This is a genomic window from Kribbella koreensis, from assembly GCF_039525325.1.
GTDB classification, from domain to species: domain Bacteria; phylum Actinomycetota; class Actinomycetes; order Propionibacteriales; family Kribbellaceae; genus Kribbella; species Kribbella koreensis.
The window spans coordinates 730,398-751,380 of sequence record NZ_BAAAHK010000007.1; the positions used below are offsets into that span (position 1 = coordinate 730,398).

The following is a 20,983-nucleotide window of genomic DNA, read 5'->3' on the forward strand; positions in this document are numbered from 1 at the left end:
GAGGGAAGCCTACGGGTTGATGAAATTCGACCCTCGGGTGCATAACTTCGCGATCCATGGGGTAGGAATGAGTCACACAGATATTGACCGCGGTCCAGACATGTGCCGCGCCGTGACTCATAGTCGCGAGGTCAAGAATCATGGTTACCGTTTTTGCCGAACCGAAGAAGCACAGCGATCCGAAGCAGCAGCGCGATCTGACCACCCGGGATCTTCTCACCCGGCGCGCGCAGTCCACCGACGAAGCAGTCCGGCAGCTCCTGCTGGACGAAGCGATCGAGTTGAACCTCGGTATCGCCCACAGCATCGCCGGCCGTTTCCGTGGCCGGGGCGTCGAGTCCGACGATCTTGACCAGGTCGCGTACCTGGGGCTGGTCAAGGCCGCCCGCAGCTACCGCCCGGACACCGAGACGCCGTTCCTCGCCTACGCCGTACCGACCATCCGCGGCGAGGTGAAGCGCTACTTCCGGGACTGTTCCTGGACCGTGCGGATCCCGCGCAGACTGCAGGAACTGCAGGGCTCGATCGCCGCCGCGCGACCGCAGCTGGTGCAGGACCTGCAGCGTGATCCCACCCTGGAGGAGCTCGCCGAGCGACTCGGCACCACGGTCGCCGAGGTCGAGGCGGCGCTCGCTGCCGACGGTTGTTTCTCCGTACTGTCGCTGGACCGCCCGCTCGACGGGGAGTCCACGGCCAGCCTGGCCGACACCATCGCGGACGAGGAGGACAGCGCGTTCGAGCGGACCGAGGCGGTCGCCATGCTCGAGCCAGTGCTGAACGACCTCAACCCGCGCGAACGCAAGATCCTCGAACTGCGGTTCGTCGAGGGTCACACCCAGGCCGACATCGGCGCCGAGATCGGCGTCAGCCAGATGCAGGTCTCCCGCCTGCTGCGCGGCATCCTGGATCGCCTGCGCGAGCAGATCGAGCCACCCGCCGCTGCCGCCGCCTGACCCTCCCGTCAGGTCCGGCAGCGCCCTCCCCGCGGTGGTCCGCCGTAAGCTTGTCTTTACGGCGGACCACTTGCGGAGGTTCCTCTAGATGCCGGTGTTCGTGGTCCAGCAGCATGATGCGCGGCGGATGCATTACGACGTACGGCTGGAAGTGGACGGCGTCCTCAAGTCCTGGGCGGTGCCGCGCGGGCCGTCGCTGGATCCTGTGGTGAAGCGGCTGGCGGTGCCGACCGACGACCACGAGATGTCGTATGCGACATATGAGGGCGTGCACGAGGGCGCCCGCTACGGCAGTGGCGCCGTCATCGTGTGGGATGCGGGCGACTACCAGAACCAGACGCGGGACAAGCAGCACCAGCTGATCAAGCCGGCGCTGGCGATCGAGCGCGGGCATTTCCGTTTCGCCTTACAGGGCGTGAAGTTGACCGGTTCGTGGGCGTTCACGCGGACCGGTCGCGACGGGGACTGGCTGTTGGTGAAGGTGCGTGACGAGGCTGCTGATCCGTCGCTCGACCTGACGGTCACCGAGCCACACTCGATCCTGAGCGGGCTGACCATCGAGGAGATGGCGGCTAGCGCAGGCTGAGGCGGATGACCGCCGTGACGACGATGCCTCCGGCAACGGCCAGCAGCATCGGTACCTTGGCCAGGCACAGCCCGCCGGCCGTCGCCGTGCCGGCGATCTTCGTCCAGTCGAGGGCCTGCCAGTGTTCGCCGCCGAGTTCGGTGACGATCAGGCCGGCCAGCAGGACCGGGGCGGTCAACGCGGTCATCCGGATCACGCTCGCCGGCAGTTTGCGTCGGGCGATGATCAGTGGGGCGCTCGCCTTCATCAGCCAGCTGATCACGGTCACCGCGAGGACGGAGAGCCAGAGCCTCATACCGGATCACCTTCCTTCTGGGGCAGTACGCCGATGAGCGCGGCGGCGATCGCGCCCAGCAAGGCGTAGCTCGGGGTGGTGACGAAGAGCAGCCCCGCGGCGATCGTCGCGCCGAGGAGTGCTGCTGTCAGCGCGCGCTTCGACCGGCGCAGTTCGTCGATGGCGAGGATCAGGAAGAACGCCGGGAACGCGACGTCGAGGCCGAGCTGATGCATCAGGTCAGGTGACGGCGAGGTGAGCGCCCCAACCGCCGTACCGGAACTCCAGAGCACCCATTGCGGCACGCTCGCACCGATCAGCCGAACGATGTCGTAGCCGCCGTTGTTGCGATGGGCAACCACAAACGAGGCGTCACACAACGCCTGCGCCTGGATCGCCCGGCTGATCCGCCCGCCCTCCAGACTGTTGTTGAGCGCCACGCTCATCACCAGATACCGCGCGTTGATCAACACCGCCGAGATCACCGCCGCAACCGCCGACCCACCCGCCAGCGTCGTCAGCAAGGTGAACTGAGCCGACCCCGAGAACGCGAACATCGAGAACACCACCGGCAGCCCGACTCCCCACCCCCGAGCCACCGCCTCAGCCCCGAAACTCAACGCCAACACAAACGCCGCCGCCCCCGGCCCGACCCCCATCCGCATCCCGAGCAAGAACTCCCGCCGGCGTTCAGCGCCCGCCAGCCGCCTCACGAGAGCACCCCGGTACCTGGGTGAAGCCGCTGATAATGCCGCCGCGCCCGAGCGCGATTTCCGCAATCCCCCGAACTACACCACCGCCGGGACCCGTTCTTACTCCGATCCAGGAACAACCACCCACACCCCGAATCCTGACACTCCCGCAACCGCCCCAGATCCTCCCGCTCCACCAACCGCCCCGCCGCCATGACCAGCTCATCAACCAGATCAGCCCCCACCCAATCCAACGGCCGCACGCCGGCGGGGGTCGAGCGCTCGAGTGCCCCCACCAGTAGCCGTTGCAGTTCCGCAAGGTCGCCTGCCTTCATCTCACGTGCGATCGGAAGTACCGCGCCATAGACGACCTCGCGCACGGCGACAACCCGTTCCAGTTGGCCATCCGATCCGCTCAGACCGACCGCAGCGCACCAGATCGCGAGCGCCTCCGGCGTGGCTATCCGGTCGATGGTGCGGCTGGGGTCCAGGCGCCAGGAGATGGTGTTGAGCAGGTCCAGGGCTACGTGGCCGCCGATGAGTTCCGGCTGGTAGGCCATGAAGAATCACCTCGTCTAACAACCTAAGAGAGTTTTGAGTGTTAGGCAACCGATGGCCGGTTTCGGACGCGGTGGTTACGGGGTTCAGGGTTGACCGGCGCGGAGGGTGATCACAGAATCGTGCACACTTCTGATTCTTTGGCCGCCCGGAGGACATCAATGCGCACAATCGCAGGTCTTGCAGCTGGGGTGCTGATTGCCGCACTGGTCCCCCTGCCCGCTCACGCGGCACCTCCACCGGTGTGGACGCACAGCGCGGCCGACCGGCTGTTCGCCGGAACGACGAGACCCGCCGGCGCACCGACCGCGATCGACCTTTACGCCGCCCGCAACGAGACCGAGGCGGCGCAGATCGCAGTACGGCCGACGGCTGCGGTCACCGGAGTATCAGTGAGCCCCAGCGCGTTGACCGGCCCCGGAGGGGCGACCATCCCGGCAGCAGAGATCAGCGTGCGTCGGGAGTACCTGCATCCCAACGTCATCCTGCTGGGCGACGCCGAGGTGGAAGCAGCGCCTGGTGGCGGTACGGCGTACTACGACGCGCTAGTCGAAAACACTCCACGCGCACTGGCCGCCAACATCACCCAGCCGTACCACTACAGCGTCCACGTCCCCACCACCCAGACCCCCGGCGTCTACACCGGCACCGCCACCGTCCAGAGCAGCGCGGGCAACGTCGCAGTACCGGTGCGCCTGACCGTCTACCCGACGACCATCCCGCCCACCAACCAGTCCACCTTCAAGCTCAACAACTGGACCACCTCGGCCGGCTGGGACTACGACGGCACGGTCAAGTCGATCCCGGTCCAGTACGGCGTCCAGATGTACGACGCCAACTGGTGGAAGGTGATCGAGGCGATGGCCCGCAACCACGCCGAGCACCGCAACAACGTGGTCTTCGCCGACTTCCAGGCGCTGCTCATCCCCGACACCACCATCGATGCCGCAGGCAACTATACCTTCGGCTGGAACACCTTCGACCGGTTCATCCAGACGTACGCCGACGCCGGCGCCCTGCAATGGATCCACACCCCTCACCTCCTCAACGGCGGCACCAGCCCGACCCTCGAGATGCTCAAGCGCGGCTCCGACGGAAAGACCCAGATGGTCGCCGTCGCCACCAACACTCCCGAGTCGAACGCCTATCTGGACAAGGTGTTCCCGGCGCTCAAGCAGCACCTCGATGCCAAGGGCTGGACCGACATCTTCTACATGAGCGCCAACGACGAGTCGAGTCACCCGGAGGAGATCACCGCGGCCAACTGGCTCTACGCGAAGTACCGGCAGTCCTTCCCGAACCCGAAGCTCAACGAGGCCGAGCTCGCCATCAACACCCCGCCGGCCACCGTCACCTCGAACACCCCGATCCTCAACCTGTACGAGGACAACGTCGGCTACTTCCAGACCAAGCGGCTGAACGGCAACGAGCTCTGGCTCTACAACTGCATCGGCCCGCGCGGCCCGTACCTCAACCGCTTCATCGGCTCGCACCTCGACAAGACCCGCCTCACCCCGCTGCTCGCCTGGAAGGCCAACGCGGTCGGCTACCTGCACTGGGGCTGGAACTACTGGTTCCAGAACGTCGGCGGCCCGTACGTCCAGTTCGACACCTTCGACGGCCCGCAGACCGGCGACAACTTCCTGGTACGCCCGAACCGCGCGGCCTACGACCTGTACGACAGCGTCCGCAGCGAAACCCAACTCGACGGCGTCGAGGACTACGAACTCTTCACCAAGCTCACCGCGACCAAGCCCGTCCTGGCGAAGGCCCTCGCCAACTCCCTCATCACCAACTCGTACACGATCGACCACTCCGGTACTGCGATCGACGACGTCCACCGCCAGGTCCTCGACGCCCTCGCCACCGGCGGCCCCGACCAGACCTTTCCGTACGCCGACGACTTCACCACCGGCGCCTCTGCTTGGCAAGCAGGCAAGGGCACCTGGTCGTCGACGAGCGGCATCCTCAGCCAGACCGACACCTCCCGCTGGGACTTCGTCAGCGGACTCAAAGGCCGCGCGTACGCCGATGTCGCAGCGAGCGTCGACCTGAAGATCACCGGCGTGAACAGCAACGACGGCAACAACAACTGGGCCGGCCTCGTTGTCCGCAACCTCAACACCACCGACTTCGAGAGCGGCTACCTGGTCGCCCAGCGCAACAACGGCGAGGTGTTCGTCTACCGCAGCGGCACCAACCTCGCGCACGCCCAGGCGACCGGCTACACCCCCGGCCAGTTCAACCGCTTGAGAGTAGTTGCACGCGGCAACACGATCACCGTGTACGCCGGAACAGGGCAAGCACCTGTCCTGACCGTCACCGACAACGCGTTCAGCGCGGGTGGCGTCGGCCTGGCCAGCGGTGGGGTCAGCGTCCAGTTCGACAACGTCCGGCTCAACCCCGAGACCAACCCGGCGGAGGCCCGGCCGGTCACCGTCAGCTCGACGTACGACGGCGACGGCTGGAATCCACGGGCGGCGGTGGACGGCCGGCGTACGTCGGTAACCGGCTCAATGGGTTGGACGAGCGCCGCGGCAGCAAGCGCCACCGACGCGCAATCCATCCAACTCGACCTCGGCTCGGCCAAGCCTGTGAGCCGAGTGGATCTCTACCCACGCAGTGACGGCTCCAACGCCGGCAGCGGATTCCCGATCGACTTCACCGTGCAGGTCTCGCAAGACGGAACAACCTGGTCGACCGTCGCCGGCAAACAGAACTACCCGAAGCCGACCGCCACCGCCCAGACGTTCCCCTTCGCACCGCAGAACGTCCGCTACGTCAAGGTCGTCGGCAACAGGCTCAGCCAGGACAACTTCGGCACCTACCGCCTGCAGTTCGCCGAAGTAGAAGTTGCCGGCGGCAACCTGGCGGCCGGACGCCCGGTCAGCTCGTCGACCTCGTCCGAGTTCACCGCCGAGGGCTGGCTCAAGGCCAACCTCACCGACGGCTCCCACCAATCCAGGCTGTGGAACTCGATGGGCTGGACCAGCGCGTCGGTGGCGGCCAACAGCCCGCAGTACGCGCGAGTCGATCTCGGCGGACCCAGCCTGATCAGCCGCGTCGACCTGTACGCCCGCTCCGACGGCGGCAACACCGGCAACGGGTTCCCGGTCGACTTCACCATCGAGACCTCACTCGACGGCACGACCTGGACCCCGGTGGCCACGGTGAACGACCTGCCGCAGCCCGGTTCCGGAGTACAGGCCTACACGTTCCCCGCGACTACGGCGAGGTATGTGCAGGTACGCGGGACCGAACTGAGGCCGGATGGCGAAGGCGGTTACCGGATGCAGCTGTCCGAGCTGGAGGTCAGGTGACTCACCAGCCGTCGATGTGCAGTACTTCCTCGACCGGCTGGCGCGGAGCGGGCTTGAAGGTATCGCCGGTGTAGTAGGCGGTCGGGAGGAGCACGGACTGCCGGATGTCCTCAGGCAGTCCGAGCAACTCCGAGATCTCCTGCTCATAGGTCATGTGCAGCGTGGTCCACGCAGTACCGAGGCCACGTGCACGCGCAGCGAGGCAGTACTGCCACGCGGCCGGCAGGATCGAGCCCCAGATGCCGGCCTGGTTGCCCGCGCCCAGCGACTTCACCTGGAGGCAGGGGATGACCAGGACCGGTACCTGGCCCATCTTCTCGCCCAGGTAAGCGACACTCGACCCGACGCGTTGCTGCACCGGCGCCCTGTCCGGGTCGTCGGCATGCAGCCGGCCGGCCGCACCCGGGGACTCCAGGTACGACTCGACGGACCGCCGGTAGTACTCCCCGATCGCTGCCCGCTTCTCCGCGTCGGTGATCACCAGCCAGTGCCACGTCTGCCGGTTGCTCCCGGACGGCGCCTGGAGCGCGATCTCGATGCACTCGCGGATCAGCTCCATCGGCACCGCCCGCTCGAGGTCGAGCCGCTTGCGGACGGTACGGGTGGTGGTGAGCAGTTCGTCTGGGGTCAGGTCGAGTGTCGTCACCCGATCAGTTTGTCAGCACACGTAGGTGCTGTTGGGGTGGACCTTCTCGCAGTACCGGATGTGGAGGTGGTTGTCGTGGGCCGGCCAGTTGGCGGTCAGGCCTTCGTTGATCAGCGTCGGGTCGTTGAACCAGATGAACTTGACGTGCCCGGGAGCGGCCGCCCGGACCGCTTGGACGAGTTGGCGGGTCGCGGCGCGGTCGTACGTCGCGGACTCCCAGGTGATCCGTCCGGCGGTGCACTGCGCGTTGTCGGTACGGATCGGCCAGATGTCGATGTCCATGCCGTTGTCGTGGCTGGCGTGGCCGGGGATGTCGCCACCGTGCTCGAAGCCGGCGTCGCCGTACCCGACCTTGCCCTGGTTGGTGCTCGCGAAGGAGCGGGTGGCCGCCTCCAGTTGAGCGACAGCGGCAGCGGCGGCCCAGTTGGCGGCGGTGCCGTTGCCGTCGGGGTCCTGGTCGCAGAGGTTGGCGGTGAAGTCGGGGTAGTCGTAGTGCCAGGTGAGGTTGCGCCAGGTGATCGGGCCGACGATGCCGTCGGCGCCGATCCCGGCGTGGGACTGGAACGCGACGACGGCGTCGCGGACCGAAGTACTGAAGACTCCGTCGACGGCGAGGCCGAGCCGGCGTTTGGCGTTCAGCTCGACCTGCAACGCCTTCACGGCCGCGTTGTTGTCGCCGAGCCGGATCGTCGGTACCAGCGCACCCCAGGTCTGCGGGCCGACGATGCCGTCGGAGCCGAGGCCCTTGGCGGTCTGGAAGGCCTTGGCCGCGGTCACGGTGGTCGCACCGAAGACGCCGTCAGCAGTCACCGACTGACCGTTGTGCTGCAGCAGGTACTGGATCGCCAGTACGTCGGCGCCGCGGTTGCCGCTGTTCTGAGTCGGGAAGAACGCGTTCGCGTAGGCCTGAGCGCTGCCGGGGATCCCACCGATCAGCAGGATCACAGCAAGCAGAGCCAGGGCTGGTCTTTTGAGCGAGGGCACGGTGGTCTCCATTCGGGGCGGTCGAGTCCGTGAATCAGTAACCTCTCCCGGCCACTTTCGGACACAAATTTCCCCACCGCAAGAGCTGGAGTGGCGAACCGGCCGGCGAACGCCGTTCCTTCGGCCACTGCCGCGCTGCAGGTCGCCAGTGACCGAACAAGCCGCCGGCCAACCGCCGCCGGACTGCCATGCATGCACAACTCCCGCCGGTCAGCCCGACACGCCGAGGCAAGCGCTTGCCCATCCACTTGGGTATGCGCCGACGGTCGACCGTTGCCCTTGGCAACTGGAATCGGGTGGGTCGCGGAGGGTTGGCGCCTGGGCCGAAGAGGGCGGCTGTTACTCGAAGGGGGATGGGTCTCCGGCGCCGACCCGGACGACCTCGGGGGTGTCCTCGGAGAAGTCGACCACCGTGGTGGGCTCGGTGCCGCAGTCGCCGGAGTCGATCACCGCGTCGATCTGGTGGTCCAGGAGCTCTTTGATCTCCCAGCCCTGGGTCATCGGCTCCTCCTGGTCGGGCAGCAGCAGGGTGCTCGACAGGAGCGGCTCGCCGAGCTCCTCCAGCAGCGCCTGCGTCACCACGTGGTCGGGTATCCGGACACCGACCGTCTTCTTCTTCGGGTGCAGCAGCCGGCGCGGGACCTCTTTGGTGGCCGGCAGGATGAACGTGTAGCTGCCCGGCGTCGCCGCCTTGATCGACCGGAAGACCGCGTTGCTGATGTGCACGAACTGGCCGAGCTGGGCGAAGTCCTGGCAGACCAGGGTGAAGTGGTGCCGGTCGTCGAGATGCCGGATGGTCCGGATCCGGTCCAAGCCGTCCTTGTTGCCGAGCTGGCAGCCGAGCGCGAAACAGGAGTCCGTCGGATAGGCGATCAACCCGTCGTTGCGGATCAGCTCGACCACCTGCCCGATCGATCGCTTCTGCGGATTCTCCGGGTGCACATCGAAATACCTCGCCATGCCCCCGACCCTAGCGTGGCGCCGCTACTCAGAGCAGCAGGGTGAGCGCCAGCGTCGTCAGGGCGAGGACGGTGGTGAGGATCGGCCGGGCGAACCGGGGTGGGGTGGTCATGACACTGATTCTCCGAGCCGTTCCCGTCGGTTGGGAACGGCTCGGAGAGTAGATCAGGGACGGCTCCGGGCAGCCCTCGGTGGACTACCTGACCAGGAGCTTCAGGGCCGTGCGGAACGCGGTGTCGCGGTGGCCGTCGAGTTCGGCGGTGGTGAAGACCGGAGTACGGATGTCCGGCGGGATGCCGGGGCCGTCGAACGTCTTCCAGTCGCGGGTGCGGAACTCTTCGTTCGGCAGGATGTACTCCCAGCCGTTCGGAAGGGTTCGTTGCAAGGTGTCGGAGAAGACGCCTTGAGTGTTCTCGCCGATCCGGACCGGTCGCGGGACGCGGTTGATCATCGCCTGGGTGAAGGTCTCGCCGGCGCTCATCTGCGAGCCACCGGTCAGCATCGCGATCGGTCCCGTGTACTTCGTCCGCTCCGACGGCGCGACGAACAGCGGCTGGGGCGTCGTGAACGCGCTGGCGTCGACCGGGTTGTTGCGGGCTCGCTTGGCATACGCGAAGAACGGCTTGCTGGTCAGCCGCGACGCCAGATCGAGGGCGAGCTGGTCGGAGCCGCCACCGTTGATCCGCAGGTCGACGATCAGGCCACGCAACTTGCCCGGCCCGCTGACGCGTTCCTTGGTGAGGATCTTGTCCAGCGTCGCGTTCAGGGTGTCCCGCTCGGCGTTGTAATCGGGCACGTCGCCGTAGCCGAGGAACGCGATCACCCGCAGGTAGCCGATCCGGCCGGGCAGGTCGGCGTACCCGATCCGGTCGTTCGCGTACGACGTGTACTTCACGCCCTTCAACGCGGTCTGCTCGATGTACGGCCGCAGCTTCGCCTCGAGCTCCGGCGTCGGCAGCGTCGTCCCCGGCCGGGCGCCGGCGTACAGCTTGCCGTTGGGCGTACGGATCGCCGTGTGCGCGTCGCCTAGCGGCTTGATCATGTTGCTGAGCAAGGCGAACAACGCGTCGTCCGAGATGCCCGGGGTGACCAGCGGGCGGTTGGTGGCGCGGGCCTTGTTCCAGTCGATGCCCTTGGCCTGGAAGAACGGGTAGTTCTCGGCGTACGTCGTCCAGAACTGATCGAAGACGGCGAGCGGACCCGTCGCGCCCGGCTCCGTGCAGAGCTTGGGTAGTTTCGCCACCCGGCGCAGGTGTTTGTCGCCGACATTGCCCTCGACGTGCATCACCGCGCGGTCGCGCCGGCCCCGTACGGTGAAGGCCTGCTCCTCGTCGGCGGTGAATCGGTCACCGGTCTGCGTGTACTCGCCGGCCGGCGTACAGCTGATCGAGGTAGTGGAGAACAGCGACGCCTTACCGTTGTCGATGGCAACGATCGTGCCGTAGCCGTCCATCCGCCAGACACCGTCGAGATTCGTCGCCGCGCCGGCCGCAAGTGGTGCGGACAGGGGTGCCGCGACGAGTCCGGCGACGATCCCGACGACCGGCAGCAGTGTGAGCTTCATGCAGTCAACTCTTGTCGGTCCGCAGGACCGCAAACAGGGAGCGACCACCCCATCGGGGGTAGGTCTAGCTCTACTACTTCGCCAGGCCCAGCGGTGTCGCGCTGACCACCAGGTTCTTCTCGTAGCCGCCCCGCCCGCGGTCGTACGCACCCGTGCACGTGATCAGCACCAGCCGATGATCACCCGTCTGGTCGAAAGCACCGCTCTTCGTCGCCAGCGCATCCTTCGGCACCGAGGTCACCGAATTCACCCGGTACTTCGCACTATGGCCGTCGCCGCGCAGTTCGACGGTGTCGCCCGTCTTGACCCGCTCGAGCCGGACGAAGAAACCTATGCCCTCCTTGGCCGAGTCGATATGCCCCGCGATCACCACCGACCCGAACGGATCGCCGGCCTCGGCTCCCCCGTCCCACCAGCCAACCCGCTGAACATGCTCCGGTACTACGAGTTGCCCCGCGACCGTAGACGCCGGCAACACGGCCGCCTCTGCCCCACCGGGCATGACAATCTCGGTCGGCACGAACCGCACCCGCTGGCTGGCTGCCGGCGTACCGACCCTCCCGGGCAGCACGGCTGACGACGGCTCCGGCTGACCCACAGCCGGAGTACCGCCGTCCGCCGTTCCAGGACTCGGGACTGCTTCGTTCACCTGCGCGGCGCACCCCTCCAGGGCCACACAGGTGAACAGCAGCAATCCGAGCAAGAGCCGCCTCAGCGACGTACCGCCTTTCTGACCACGACCGTCAGCGCCAGTGCGCCCACCAGGACCAGCAAGGGCAGCGACGAGCCCTTGTGCTCCTCGGTGAGTCCGAGCGCTGCCGCCTGTCCACCGGTACCGGTGTTGACCAGGCCGGGCTTCTCACTCCCGGCGCCGGGCAGCTTCAGCGTCGCGACCGCGACGTTCATCGTCTTCGAGGTCGGCTCGCCGACAGCGAAGACCCGGGTCAGGTAACCGGCCCGGACCGGCAATTTCAACGGCCCGAGAACAACCGGCGAAGTCGACCCGGCGGGCACGATCTCGACCGAGTAGGTACCGGCCGGAACAACCACGTCGAGTGATTCCCCGTTCGCCACGTTGGCGAAAAGTACCTTTCCGTTCACCCGGATGTCGGCCGGCCCGACCGCGGCCGTGTGCGCGACCCGGACCGCGCCTTTGTCGCGCGGCACGGCGGTCAGCTTGTTGACATAGGTGGTGATCACCGGAGCCGCCGTCGGCGAGGCCGGCCGGTGGATGACGACATCGAGGTTGCTGTCCGCAGCCACCGTCACCTGCCGCTCGATCACCAGCTTCCCGCCGTCCTTCGCGGTGATCTTCCGCGCGCCGGCCGCGACCGTGAGCGGGCCGACCACCTCGGTCGCCTTCACCCCGGTGGCCACCGTCTTGCCGTCCACAGCGATGTCGAGGGTCCGGCCAGGCAGGCCCTGGATCACGTGCAGCACACCACTACCGGCCGCCTGCGCCGGTACCGCGAACAGGGCCCCCAGCCCCAGCACGGTCACCGCCAGCACTCCGGACAACACCCGGGCAAATTGCGGACCTGACCTTCTCGATAATATCGTCCTGATTTTCCGTCCCCCCGGGATAACTGTTGGAGATTGCCCGGATACGCTGTGTCCCCGCATTTTCCCACCCCTTCGGAAATGCATAAGTATTTGCCTTGCCAGGCTAATTCCGGCGTATCGTATGCGGAAGTCGATCCGGCCACCAGAGGAAGTGGCCGGGTCCATTGGGGGCGATGTCGCATGTCCGCACGTAGCTTGAGGACCTCCGTGCTGGCGGTGGTCGCACTGACTCTGGGGATCAGTACGACTGTTGCTTGTTCGGCTGATGAGCAAGCCGGTACGCCGGTTGCGCCGAGCCCGGGCCCATTGGCCAACGGGGGCGGCGCGGCACCGGTCCAACCGCCACCGACGGCGGAGGGACCGGGTTTGACCGCGCCTGGAATCCACCTGGCCGCAGTACCGCGTGGTGACGGCAGTTTCGACATCACCGAAGACGTCGTCCTGCGTTCCGAGGTCGCGCTGATCCGGTTGCAGTTGCCGCAGTCCGGCACCAAGCTGGTCGGAATGATGCGGCCGACCAAGCCGATCGCGACGAGTCTGAAGGTCACCGCCGACGACCAGCCGGTCCCGATGGAGACCACCAAACTGGCCGCGGCTCGCGACCTGCCGCTGACCGTCGCCGCGACGAAGCTCCGGCTGGTCTATCGGCTGTCCGGTTCGACGGTCCGGAGCCTGCCGTCGGAGACCGGTCGCGCCTCGGCCGCGATCAGCCCGCTCACCGCCGGCGTCGACCCGACCTTGCCGACCAACTACCAGATCTCGGGCGGCAGCCTGCTCAACGCGGTCTGCCCGGAGATGACCGAAACCCGTTGCGCCGTTGGCGAACCGCCCGGTCTGGGCATCCAGCAGGGCATCCCGGCCGGCCAGTCCCTCACCGTCCTCCAGCTGGACCTGCCGATGCAGCCGTGAACTAGCCTCCAGCGCCCACGGGACGGTGGGTATTTGAAGCGCTTAAGCTGTTGGCATGGTCAACACACAGGCCGCGGGGCCCATCGCCCTCGGTACCGCGCGGGGCCGCTGGGTGCTGGCCGCCACCGCGCTCGGTTCCGGGATGGCATTCCTGGACGGCACGGTCGTGAACGTCGCGCTGCCCGCGATGGGCGAGGACCTGAACGCCGAGATCTCGGGTCTGCAGTGGATCGTCAACGGCTACATGCTGATGCTCGCGTCGCTGATCCTGCTGAGCGGCTCGCTCGGTGACCGGCTCGGCCGGCGCAAGACCTTCGTCACCGGCGTCATCTGGTTCGCGCTCGCATCGCTCGTCTGCGCGGTCGCACCGAACCTCGAGGTGATGATCGCCGGGCGGATCCTGCAGGGAATCGGCGGCGCGCTGCTCACCCCGGGCAGCCTCGCGATCCTGCAGACGAGCTTCAAACAGTCGGACCGCGCCAAGGCGGTCGGCACCTGGTCCGGGCTCACCTCGGTCGCCGCCGCGGTCGGCCCGTTCGTGGGCGGGACGCTGGTGGACAGCGGTTCGTGGCGATGGATCTTCGTGCTCAACCTGCCGCTCGCGGCGGCCACCGTGCTGGTCACGCTGAGGCACGTACCGGAGACCCGCGACGAGACGATGGCCGGCAAGCTCGACGTGGCCGGCGCCGTGCTCGCGACGGTCGGCCTGGCCGGGGTGACCTTCGGCTTGATCAGCGCCGGCGATCGCGGCTTCGGCGACGCCCTGGTGCTGAGCACGCTGGCGATCGGCGTACTCGGTCTCGCGGCCTTCGTCGAGGTCGAGCGGCGCAGCTCGCACCCGATCCTGCCGCCGGGGATCTTCAAGAACCTGCGCTTCACCGGCGCGAACCTGGTCACCATCGCCGTCTACGGCGCGCTCGGCACGGCGACCTTCCTGCTGGTCGTCTTCCTGCAGACGGCACTCGGGTACGGAGCGCTCGAGGCCGGCGCTGCGTTGCTGCCGATGACCCTGCTCATGTTGACCTTGTCGGGCTACGCCGGCCAACTGTCGGAGATCATCGGCGCCCGGATCCACATGACGGTCGGGCCGCTCTTCATGGCCGCCGGCTTCCTGCTGATGATGCGGGTCAAGCCCGGTGCGAGCTACCTCACCGCCGTACTTCCGTCAGTGATCGTCCTGGGGATCGGCCTGGTCTGCACCGTGGCCCCGCTCACCTCGACAGTGCTGAACGCGGTCGAGGACCACCACGCCGGCGTCGCCTCCGGAGTCAACAACGCCATCGCGCGAACCGCCCAGCTGATGGCAGTCGCCGCAATCCCGCTGGCGGCCGGCATCACCGGCGACTCCTACCGGGATCCCGCCGCCTTCAGTGACGGCTTCCGGATGGCCATGTGGATCTCGTCCGGCCTGGCCGTCTTGGGTGCTGCACTGGCCTGGGTGACGCTGGCTCCGGGGAAGGCCTCGAAGCCACCGGCCGCGGAGGAGCAGCACTACACGCACTGCCCGCTGGTCTCTCCGCCGCCGGCGACTCCGGAGGCTGCTGCTACGACACCGTGAAGGTGCGAGACGTCCCGGTGAACGGCGTGATGGTGCCGTTCAGCGCCTTCGAGTCGCCGTGGTGGACGATCCGGTAGGTGCCGGGTTCGGTCGCCTTCCAGGTGATGGTCGCCTTCGAGTCGGCCAGGCCGCCGCGCTCCCAGCGGTAGGTGGTGTTCCAGTCGCCGTCATCGGCAACTCGTTGCCATTGGCCACCAACTTGGCGCTGCACCTCGAGGAACGTGCCGTTGCGGTGCAGGTTGTTCTTGGGATGCCCGGTCACGAACACCACCGAGACAGTCGCTCCACGCTGGTACTGCGGGGCCGCATCCGTCAGCACCTGGCCGAACGACTTGAACGGCGGCGGCGCGTCGAACACCACGCCCGTCTGCAGGTTGAGCTCGGCCGTGATCGGCTTCGGGGGATGAGTCCCGGGCGGTACCGGCGTACCGGCCTTCAGTGCTTTGGCCAGTCCGGCGAACTCCTGCTGGTACGCCGGCAGCGTGTACTTCCCGAACAGCGTCGAGCCGCCTTCGTACTGCTGCAGCTGATACTCCTCCGGCGTCGTCACGTACGAGCTGTAGGCGTTGGAGTAACCCGAGACCAACACGTTCTCGATCGGTACGCCGAGCTCCCCCGCGACCGTCCGCCGAAGCCGCAGGCCGGCCACGATCGTCACCTCGCCGGGCATCGCGACCAGGTAGAACTGGCCGAGCTTGACCAGCTGGATCGGCACGATGTCCGGCGTCGCCTGTAGCAACCCGGTCGGTACCGCGGCCAGCTTCGGCGACTGGCAGCTGATCAGCCACGGCGCGACGTCGACCTTGAACGGCTTGAGCGCTTCGAAGAACGGGTTCGTCACGCCCTCGGGGATGATCGGGATGGCCGGGCCGTCCTCGACACTGCCGGCCAGCGTGGAGGCGCCGACGACCCCCGGGCAGGTGCGATGTGCCTCACCGTCGGGCGTGTACCGCGGATCGACCTGAACAGCCGACATGTCGACATATCGCATCCGGGCGTCGAGGCTGCCGGTGATCGTTGCCCGCGGCCCGTTGTAGGCCTGCTCGGCGGCCTGTTGCTGGCGGTCGCCGAGGATCTGCTGATTGAGCAACGGGTCCTCGGTCGGGCCGGAACCCGGCTTGAGGTTGAGGTTGGGCGACATGTCGCCGGCGTTCGTGTTGGGGAACGCGGCGACGAAGCCCTGACTCTCGTCGAGGTAGCGGACACCCTTCTCGTCGTGCTCCCAGCGGTAGGCCGCATAGCCTTTGTTGTCCGGGCTGATCAGCGTGTTCTCGTTGGTGATCGAGGTCGCGTGGGTGGCGAACCAGCTGATCGCGCCGATGTCGGAGCCGCCTTGCTGGAACCGTAGTACGGTCACCGCCGGGTCGATCGCCTGCGGGAAGGCGGCCTTGTCGGCAGCCGGGTTCTGGTCGAAGGCGATCCTCGAGCGGTTGACGCTGGCGTCGGTCAACGTCGACCTGCCGAGGCTGATGCTGCCCGGCGCGAGATTCTGGTGCGCCTTGGTGATCGCCTCGACGATGCCGTCGACGGTCGCGTCGAAGGCCTGCTTCTGGAATCCGTAGATCGACAGGTTGTACGCCAGGTTGTGCGACTGCCCACCCGGCCCGCTGTGCGTGTGCGTTGCCGACAGCAACACGTTGCGCTCGGAGTACAGGTCCCCGTACTTCGCCTGCAGCTTCACCAGCACGGCATCGCGCTGCGCCTGGAAGATCATCCCCAGATCCGAGTTGACGTAGGCGACTCGCTGCCCGGTCGCCTGCTCGACCGCGACGAAGGCCCGGGCCCGCAACCGCTGATGGATCCCGGTCGTGTTCTGGCCGAACTTCGAGTACCCCATCATTCCGTTCTCGGCGGCCGGACCGGTGATGTCGGAGATCCCCCGCCCCACCAGGTACGCCGTATCGACGGCTTGCGCGGAGGGAGTCCGATTGACGCTCATCCCGGTGGCGACCAGCGCCAGGGCGAGCACAGCAACAAGCGAGCGGGGGCGGCGACGCATGAAGTCTCCTCAGTCTATTGAAAGCTGAGCCAATTTCATCTTTACCGGAGAGTACCTGGCTGCTCGCAGACTGTGAAGAGGTCGTCACTCACCGAGATGCAGGTAGTGCTTTCGGGTCTCGGCAGGGAGGCGTTCGATCGCGTAGCGGAGCATGGTGCGGGGCATCTGGGTCGCGTGCTGGTCGAGGAAGGCCAGGAGTTCGGTGGGAGCGGTGTGCTTGCCCGCCTCGCGGAGCATCCAGCCGGAGGCTTTGTGGATGAGGTCTTCGCGGTCGTCGAGAACCAGGGCGGCCAGGGCGAAGGTGTCTTCGGTTTCGCCGGCCCGGATCAGCTTGTGGGTGGCGACCAGGGCGATCCGGCGTTCCCAGAGATTGCTGGAGGCAATCAATTGGTAAAGCGGGTCACGCGGATGGTCGAGCAGCTGACCGCCGACGATCTCGGGGGCGCTGCAGTCGACCAGGTCCCAGTTGTCGATGTACTTCGTGTTGCGCAGGTACAGGTCGTAGATCGCGGTCAGATCCGCGGGATTCGCAGTACGGGGCTTGACGGCTCGGGTCGCGCGGTCGGCCAGCAGGCAGAGGATCGCCAGCCGGTGTTCGTGGATCGGGCTGGCCAGCGCCTCCTCGATCGCCGGCAACGGGAGCGTCGTGCGGAGGTACGGCTTGAGAATGAGGCGCAGGGTGGAGAGCTTGACGCCGATCATCTGGTCGCCCTCGCCGTAGCCACCCGGCTTGACCTGGAAGTAGCGGGCGAGCGCCTCGGCGATCGCCGGATCGGCCGCCGCGTCGATCTCGCGGAGCAGGTCGTCGACCTCTTGGGGCACTAGAGCTCCTTCTGCAGCGCCTTCATCGTGCTGATCTCCTTCGTCTGGGTGACGCTGACCTCCTGGGCCAGCTCGCCGATACGGATGTCCGAGCCGTTCTCGAGCTGCTCGGCGCTCATCGTCACCGCCCCCTCATGATGCTTGATCATCAGAGTCAGGAACAGTTCGTCGAAGGCCTTGCCGCGCGCCTGTTGCAGGGTGGTCAACTCGGCCCGGGTGGCCATCCCCGGCATCTTGCTGTGGTCCATGTGCTGCACGTGCTCGAGGTCCGGCGGGGTCTGGCCGGCCTTGACGAGGAGCTGGCGCATCGACTCGATCTCCGGCTTCTGGCCGACCCGGATCCGGTCGGCCAGCGCTTTGACCCGCGCGTTCGATGCCGTCGTACGGGCCCATTCGGCCATCTGCAGCGCTTGGGTGTGGTGGATCATCATGTCGCTCAGGAAGGCGACGTCGTCCGGGTCGACGGTCTGGGCGGTGCTGGGCAGGGCGGTGACGGTCTTGTTCGGGCCACCCGGCGTACCGGGCACGATCACCGGCGGACCGGTCGGCGCGGCCTGCGGCTTCGGATCGGAGCTGCACCCGGTCAGCGTTGCGGCGGCCAGCAGCACGGCAATCCAGCACGTTCGCGCAGAAAACGTCACGTGGGCCTCACTCCCTGTGGCAAATCGCTTCCGGACAGTGTCTATCACGCTTAGGCTGGAGAACCGCCCGACTATCCCAGAAGGGACCACAGCATGCGCGCAGGCCGCCCCCGCACGCTCGCCAGTCTCACCTTTGCGCTCACCCTCGTCGCCGGATCGGCCGGCATCGCGAGTGCCGATGCGCCCGCGCCACCGGAGACCGGCGCGACCAAGAGCGACAACATCACCCACCTGGCCAGCGCGCCGATGAGCGGACCGCTGGCCAACGGGATCAACACCGACATCGCGTTCGCCGGCCGGCTGGCCTATGTCGGCAACTACTCCGGCTTCGCCATCTACGACATCGGCGACCCGGCCGACCCGCGACTGGTGAGCCAGGTGTCCTGCCCGGGCAGCCAGAACGACATCAGCATCTCGAACGGGCTGCTCTTCCTCAGTACCGACTCCTCCCGCAGCGACAACTCCTGCCAGAGCGTCGCGCAGTCGGCGACGATCAAGGAGTCCTGGGAAGGGATCAAGATCTTCGACGTCAAGGACCCGGCCAACCCCCGGTACGTCGCTGCCGTCGAGACCCACTGCGGCTCGCACACGCACACGCTGATCCCGGCCAAGTCGAAGCGCGAGCTCTACATCTACAACTCGTCCTACAGCCCCAATGCGGCATACCCGGACTGCCAGCCACCGAACGACCTGATCGACATCATCAAGGTGCCGGTCGAGCACCCTGAGGACGCGGCCGTGGTCGCCTCGCCCGTGCTGTTCCCCGACGGCGGATTCCCCGGCAGCCCGACCGGTCGCGCGACCAGCGGTTGCCACGACATCACCGCCTTCCCCGCGCGCGACATCGCAGCGGCGGCATGCATGGGTGACGGCATCCTGCTGGACATCTCCAAGCCCGAGCGGCCGAAGGTGCTCGACCGGGTCCAGGACGCGGCGAACTTCTCCTTCTGGCACGGCGCCACCTTCAACCACAACGGCACCAAGGTCGTCTTCATGGACGAGCTCGGCGGCGGCAGCGGAGCGGAGTGCAGCGCCGAGGTCGGCCCGAACAAGGGCGCCACGGCGGTCTTCGACCTCGACCACAAGAAGTTCGTCTTCCGCAGCTACTTCAAGATTCCACGGCATCAGGCCGCCGGGGAGAACTGCGTCTCCCACAACGGTTCGCTGATCCCTGCCCGCGGCCGCGACATCATGGTGCAGGCCTGGTACCAGGGTGGCTTCTCGGTCTGGGACTTCACCGACTCGGCCCATCCGACCGAGATCGGGTACTTCGACCGGCCGCCGATCGAACCGGCCGACTTCGGCGGGTACTGGTCCGTGTACTACTACAACGGCGCCATCTACGGGACTGAATCGGTCAAGGCCTTCGATGTCTTCCGGATCGATGACTCGCGCACCGATCCGGCAAAGCGGGTGAAGCTGGACGAGCTGAACGTGCAGACCCAGCCCGCATCCAAGTAAACGATTCCGCATTGCTCCGGGGTCACGGGCAGAACAACCGTTGTGACGCGTGAGTGTTCGGGCATACGGTGATCCCAGGGCTGTTGTCCACCGCGCCAGGACCGACCGGCGTCGCGGAAGCACCCGGGGGAGAAACAGCGTGACGAGTCAGCCCGATCACGGTGACGGCGAGATGATCCGGACGACGTTCGGCGCCGTCACCGAGGAACTTCGGCCCGGCATCCTGGTGGTCCGGCTGTCCGGTGAGATCGACATCGCCACCACCGACTTCGCCGCCGAAGCGATCCGCGCGGCGATCGCGCCGCCGGCCAAGCTGGTGCTGATCGAGGTGTCCGCGGTGACGTTCTGCAGCTCGGCCGGGTTGGGAAATCTGGTCGAGGCGCGGCAACTTGCGGGGCAACATGGCATCGATCTCGCATTGGTGGGGGTCGGCCGTCCGGTCGACCGCCCACTGACCATCACCGGCCTCGGCCGCGACTTCAGCATCTTCGCCTCGGTCGACGACGCCCTCCAGCACCGCCCGACCTGAGCGCGGCTTCCGGAGTACCGGAAGTAACTGTGCGATACCGGGCGGACCGGAAATGATTGACCGGCGCCGAGGGCGGGAACGCTGAGTTACTGCCGGGCCATGATCGGGAGATGGCAACGTTGCCGCACGACCGGCGGGGGAACGTCGCGGCTGCCTGGGGAGGGGGATGCTTATGGGTCGACGGACTTCATTGGCGATCGGCGTCCGGACCGTCGGGGAGGCGGTCGTGGTCAGCCCATCGGGAACACTCGAACTGACCACCGCTCCGCAGTTGCGGACCTTCCTGGCCCGCCGGCTGGCCGACCAGCCCGCGGCGGTGATCGTGATGCTGCAGGACCTCGTCCTCGCCCGCGCCTACTCGCTCAGCGTCTTCACCAACCTCGCCCGGCAGGTCGCGGACTGGTCCGGCACCCCGTTCGTACTCGTCACCGGCCGCAACCGCAGCCACGAACTGCAACGGCACTCGGAGCTGATCTCCCGCTTCATCCCCGTCTTCCCCGATCTCGCCACGGCGCTGGCGTCCATCCGCAACCCGCCGGCCCGGCAGCTCAGCAAGCTCAGACTGGCTCCCGTGCCGCACAGCGCCTCGACCGCTCGCCGGTTCGTCGCCTCCGTCTGCGAGCTGTGGCACTGCGAAGAGGTCGCCGAGGACGCGGTCGCGATCACCTCGGAACTGGTCGCCAACGTGGTCCGGCACGCCCACACGGACGCCGACCTGCGGCTGGAGCTCCGCCGGCAGGTGCTGACCGTCGCAGTCTCCGACGGCAGCCCAGACCTGCCGGTACGCCGCCCGCTGGGCGTCCGCGAGGGCGGAATGGGACTGGGCATCGTCGCGACGCTGGCGACCTCCTGGGGTGCCAATCCGACGTCGAGCGGCGGCAAGCTCGTCTGGGCGACGATCCGGTTGCGCTCGCCGAACGCGCGGGTGGCGATCAACAACAGCTGGCGCAACGGTCTGTAGCCG

At 67.2% G+C, this 20,983-nt stretch carries 20 protein-coding genes; 8 read left to right on the forward strand and 12 right to left on the reverse strand.

Going from position 1 to position 20,983, the window contains the following annotated elements; genetic code table 11:
• The first annotated feature begins 140 nt into the window (after nucleotides 1-140).
• Nucleotides 141-953 (forward strand): SigB/SigF/SigG family RNA polymerase sigma factor, encoded by an 813-nt coding sequence (locus ABD116_RS17510; RefSeq protein WP_343970643.1) that lies wholly within the window; start codon nucleotides 141-143, stop codon nucleotides 951-953.
• Between the two features lie 88 nt (nucleotides 954-1,041).
• Nucleotides 1,042-1,539 carry a DNA polymerase ligase N-terminal domain-containing protein gene (locus tag ABD116_RS17515; RefSeq protein WP_343970646.1) on the forward strand — a complete coding sequence of 166 codons (498 nt, stop codon included), beginning with the start codon at nucleotides 1,042-1,044 and terminating at the stop codon, nucleotides 1,537-1,539.
• Here the strand turns inward: ABD116_RS17515 and ABD116_RS17520 are convergent.
• From ABD116_RS17520 to ABD116_RS17530, 3 genes are read right to left on the reverse strand one after another with little or no spacing between them, the layout of a single operon-like run.
• Nucleotides 1,526-1,834 carry an AzlD domain-containing protein gene (locus ABD116_RS17520; RefSeq protein ID WP_343970649.1) on the reverse strand — a complete coding sequence of 103 codons (309 nt, stop codon included), beginning with the start codon at nucleotides 1,832-1,834 and terminating at the stop codon, nucleotides 1,526-1,528. The genes ABD116_RS17515 and ABD116_RS17520 overlap by 14 nt on opposite strands.
• Nucleotides 1,831-2,526 carry an AzlC family ABC transporter permease gene (locus tag ABD116_RS17525; protein ID WP_343970652.1) on the reverse strand — a complete coding sequence of 232 codons (696 nt, stop codon included), beginning with the start codon at nucleotides 2,524-2,526 and terminating at the stop codon, nucleotides 1,831-1,833. The genes ABD116_RS17520 and ABD116_RS17525 overlap by 4 nt, the downstream gene beginning before the upstream one ends.
• Nucleotides 2,523-3,065 (reverse strand): CGNR zinc finger domain-containing protein, encoded by a 543-nt coding sequence (locus ABD116_RS17530; protein ID WP_343970655.1) that lies wholly within the window; start codon nucleotides 3,063-3,065, stop codon nucleotides 2,523-2,525. Before ABD116_RS17530 ends, ABD116_RS17525 begins: the two co-directional genes overlap by 4 nt.
• A 159-nt stretch (nucleotides 3,066-3,224) precedes the next feature.
• Between ABD116_RS17530 and ABD116_RS17535 the strand changes: the two genes are divergently transcribed.
• Nucleotides 3,225-6,383, forward strand: a complete 3,159-nt coding sequence (locus ABD116_RS17535; RefSeq protein ID WP_343970658.1) for a discoidin domain-containing protein — start codon at nucleotides 3,225-3,227, stop codon at nucleotides 6,381-6,383.
• 1 nt (nucleotide 6,384) lies between these two features.
• Here ABD116_RS17535 and ABD116_RS17540 read toward each other — a convergent pair whose 3' ends face one another.
• The 6 genes from ABD116_RS17540 to ABD116_RS17565 form a co-directional block, all read right to left on the reverse strand.
• Nucleotides 6,385-7,029 (reverse strand): nitroreductase family protein, encoded by a 645-nt coding sequence (locus tag ABD116_RS17540; protein WP_343970661.1) that lies wholly within the window; start codon nucleotides 7,027-7,029, stop codon nucleotides 6,385-6,387.
• 12 nt (nucleotides 7,030-7,041) lie between these two features.
• The gene (locus ABD116_RS17545; protein WP_343970664.1) at nucleotides 7,042-8,013 is read right to left on the reverse strand and encodes a peptidoglycan-binding domain-containing protein; all 972 of its coding nucleotides are present in this window, start codon (nucleotides 8,011-8,013) and stop codon (nucleotides 7,042-7,044) included.
• 339 nt (nucleotides 8,014-8,352) lie between these two features.
• Entirely contained in the window at nucleotides 8,353-8,973 is a 621-nt protein-coding gene (locus tag ABD116_RS17550) for an L-threonylcarbamoyladenylate synthase (RefSeq protein ID WP_343970667.1), read from the reverse strand.
• Nucleotides 8,974-9,169: 196 nt separating this feature from the next.
• On the reverse strand, nucleotides 9,170-10,537 hold the full coding sequence (locus ABD116_RS17555; RefSeq protein ID WP_343970670.1) for a S41 family peptidase: 1,368 nt from the start codon (nucleotides 10,535-10,537) through the stop codon (nucleotides 9,170-9,172).
• A 73-nt stretch (nucleotides 10,538-10,610) separates the two neighbouring features.
• Entirely contained in the window at nucleotides 10,611-11,186 is a 576-nt protein-coding gene (locus tag ABD116_RS17560; RefSeq protein WP_343970673.1) for a class F sortase, read from the reverse strand.
• 62 nt (nucleotides 11,187-11,248) lie between these two features.
• A complete protein-coding gene (locus ABD116_RS17565) occupies nucleotides 11,249-12,058 on the reverse strand; it encodes a DUF4397 domain-containing protein (protein WP_343970676.1) in 810 nt (269 codons plus the stop codon).
• 408 nt (nucleotides 12,059-12,466) lie between these two features.
• Between ABD116_RS17565 and ABD116_RS17570 the strand changes: the two genes are divergently transcribed.
• Both ABD116_RS17570 and ABD116_RS17575 read left to right on the forward strand, forming a co-directional pair.
• A complete protein-coding gene (locus tag ABD116_RS17570; RefSeq protein WP_343970679.1) occupies nucleotides 12,467-13,009 on the forward strand; it encodes a hypothetical protein in 543 nt (180 codons plus the stop codon).
• A 55-nt stretch (nucleotides 13,010-13,064) separates the two neighbouring features.
• Nucleotides 13,065-14,567, forward strand: coding sequence for a DHA2 family efflux MFS transporter permease subunit (locus ABD116_RS17575; RefSeq protein WP_343970682.1), 1,503 nt, complete (start codon nucleotides 13,065-13,067; stop codon nucleotides 14,565-14,567).
• Here the strand turns inward: ABD116_RS17575 and ABD116_RS17580 are convergent.
• From ABD116_RS17580 to ABD116_RS17590, 3 genes are all read right to left on the reverse strand, one after another.
• The gene (locus tag ABD116_RS17580) at nucleotides 14,554-16,566 is read right to left on the reverse strand and encodes a neutral/alkaline ceramidase (RefSeq protein WP_343970686.1); all 2,013 of its coding nucleotides are present in this window, start codon (nucleotides 16,564-16,566) and stop codon (nucleotides 14,554-14,556) included. The genes ABD116_RS17575 and ABD116_RS17580 overlap by 14 nt on opposite strands.
• A gap of 84 nt (nucleotides 16,567-16,650) precedes the next feature.
• A complete protein-coding gene (locus tag ABD116_RS17585; protein WP_343970690.1) occupies nucleotides 16,651-17,388 on the reverse strand; it encodes a DNA alkylation repair protein in 738 nt (245 codons plus the stop codon).
• Nucleotides 17,388-18,029, reverse strand: a complete 642-nt coding sequence (locus tag ABD116_RS17590; protein WP_343970692.1) for a DUF305 domain-containing protein — start codon at nucleotides 18,027-18,029, stop codon at nucleotides 17,388-17,390. Before ABD116_RS17590 ends, ABD116_RS17585 begins: the two co-directional genes overlap by 1 nt.
• Nucleotides 18,030-18,122: 93 nt before the next feature.
• Here ABD116_RS17590 and ABD116_RS17595 point away from each other — a divergent pair, with 93 nt between their 5' ends.
• The 3 genes from ABD116_RS17595 (at nucleotide 18,123) to ABD116_RS17605 (ending at nucleotide 20,980) form a co-directional block, all read left to right on the forward strand.
• On the forward strand, nucleotides 18,123-19,490 hold the full coding sequence (locus tag ABD116_RS17595) for an LVIVD repeat-containing protein (protein ID WP_343970695.1): 1,368 nt from the start codon (nucleotides 18,123-18,125) through the stop codon (nucleotides 19,488-19,490).
• A gap of 139 nt (nucleotides 19,491-19,629) precedes the next feature.
• Nucleotides 19,630-20,019 carry an STAS domain-containing protein gene (locus ABD116_RS17600; protein ID WP_343970698.1) on the forward strand — a complete coding sequence of 130 codons (390 nt, stop codon included), beginning with the start codon at nucleotides 19,630-19,632 and terminating at the stop codon, nucleotides 20,017-20,019.
• Nucleotides 20,020-20,191: 172 nt separating this feature from the next.
• Nucleotides 20,192-20,980 carry an ATP-binding protein gene (locus ABD116_RS17605; protein ID WP_343970702.1) on the forward strand — a complete coding sequence of 263 codons (789 nt, stop codon included), beginning with the start codon at nucleotides 20,192-20,194 and terminating at the stop codon, nucleotides 20,978-20,980.
• Nucleotides 20,981-20,983 lie beyond the last annotated feature (3 nt).

What these genes read in the sequence shown, in the direction of transcription:
- ABD116_RS17510 (WP_343970643.1), top strand. Translation starts at nt 141, where the DNA reads ATGGTTACCGTTTTTGCCGAACCGAAGAAGCACAGCGATCCGAAGCAG.
- ABD116_RS17515 (WP_343970646.1), top strand. Translation starts at nt 1,042, where the DNA reads ATGCCGGTGTTCGTGGTCCAGCAGCATGATGCGCGGCGGATGCATTAC.
- ABD116_RS17520 (WP_343970649.1), bottom strand. Translation starts at nt 1,834, where the DNA reads ATGAGGCTCTGGCTCTCCGTCCTCGCGGTGACCGTGATCAGCTGGCTG.
- ABD116_RS17530 (WP_343970655.1), bottom strand. Translation starts at nt 3,065, where the DNA reads ATGGCCTACCAGCCGGAACTCATCGGCGGCCACGTAGCCCTGGACCTG.
- ABD116_RS17535 (WP_343970658.1), top strand. Translation starts at nt 3,225, where the DNA reads ATGCGCACAATCGCAGGTCTTGCAGCTGGGGTGCTGATTGCCGCACTG.
- ABD116_RS17550 (WP_343970667.1), bottom strand. Translation starts at nt 8,973, where the DNA reads ATGGCGAGGTATTTCGATGTGCACCCGGAGAATCCGCAGAAGCGATCG.
- ABD116_RS17555 (WP_343970670.1), bottom strand. Translation starts at nt 10,537, where the DNA reads ATGAAGCTCACACTGCTGCCGGTCGTCGGGATCGTCGCCGGACTCGTC.
- ABD116_RS17575 (WP_343970682.1), top strand. Translation starts at nt 13,065, where the DNA reads ATGGTCAACACACAGGCCGCGGGGCCCATCGCCCTCGGTACCGCGCGG.
- ABD116_RS17580 (WP_343970686.1), bottom strand. Translation starts at nt 16,566, where the DNA reads ATGCGTCGCCGCCCCCGCTCGCTTGTTGCTGTGCTCGCCCTGGCGCTG.
- ABD116_RS17595 (WP_343970695.1), top strand. Translation starts at nt 18,123, where the DNA reads ATGCGCGCAGGCCGCCCCCGCACGCTCGCCAGTCTCACCTTTGCGCTC.
- ABD116_RS17605 (WP_343970702.1), top strand. Translation starts at nt 20,192, where the DNA reads ATGGGTCGACGGACTTCATTGGCGATCGGCGTCCGGACCGTCGGGGAG.